This window comes from Bifidobacterium aerophilum (genome assembly GCF_010667685.1).
GTDB classification, from domain to species: domain Bacteria; phylum Actinomycetota; class Actinomycetes; order Actinomycetales; family Bifidobacteriaceae; genus Bifidobacterium; species Bifidobacterium aerophilum.
Genome location: NZ_WHZW01000051.1, coordinates 1 through 753, shown reverse-complemented (window position 1 = coordinate 753; position 753 = coordinate 1). Strand labels below are relative to the sequence as shown.

At 64.7% G+C, this 753-nt stretch carries 1 protein-coding gene; it reads left to right on the top strand.

Annotation, left to right across the window (positions count from 1 at the left end; all coding sequences use genetic code 11):
* Positions 1-656: phage major capsid protein (locus GFD25_RS11950; protein ID WP_163233122.1), on the top strand; the 656-nt coding region annotated here is incomplete at its 5' end.
* Positions 657-753: the final 97 nt, after the last annotated feature.

Here is a 753-nt window from a genome sequence, read left to right as displayed (position 1 = left end):
CCGACTACCAGCTCGGCATCATCAACAAGCTCGCCACCGAAGGCGCGAAGGCGTTGAGCCGCGCGCTCGACCTGGGCGTGTTCTACCGTCTCAATCCGCTGTCCGGCAAGCCGGTCACCGCGTGGACGAACTACCTGAACGCGACGACCAAGCGCGTGACGCGCACCGCCAGTCCGGACGTGGACGTGGAACAGGCCATCGGCCTGATTTTGAACGACAAGGAAGGCTGGGACGTCAACGGCATCGCCATGAGCCGCGAGTTCGCGTTCAGCCTCGCCACCCTGAAGGACACGCAGAAGCGCCCGCTTTACCCGGAGCTCGGCTACGGCGTGACCATGAACAGCTTCAAGGGCATCCCCGCGTCCGTGACCACGACCGTCAACGCGCCCGAGTTCACCGCGCCCGGCACGGGCGAGACCTACACGGTCCCGAAGGTCGGTGCGATCGTGGGCGATTGGAAGAACGGCATCTACTGGGGCGTGCAGCGCAATCTCCCGTTGGAGACCATCACGTACGGCGATCCGGACGGTCAGGGCGACCTGCGACGCAACAACCAGATCGCGCTGCGTTTGGAGATCCTGTACGCGTGGTACGTGTTCACCGATCGTTTCGCCGTCGTCGAAGGCGACGCGCCCACCGGCAAGGCAGGCAAGTGATGAGCCAGGCGGTCGAATTCCACCATTTGACCAGCGGCGTGACGAACGACGCCCGCCAGGCGGTCATCGAAACCCAGTTCCTCGACGCGGACGGCAA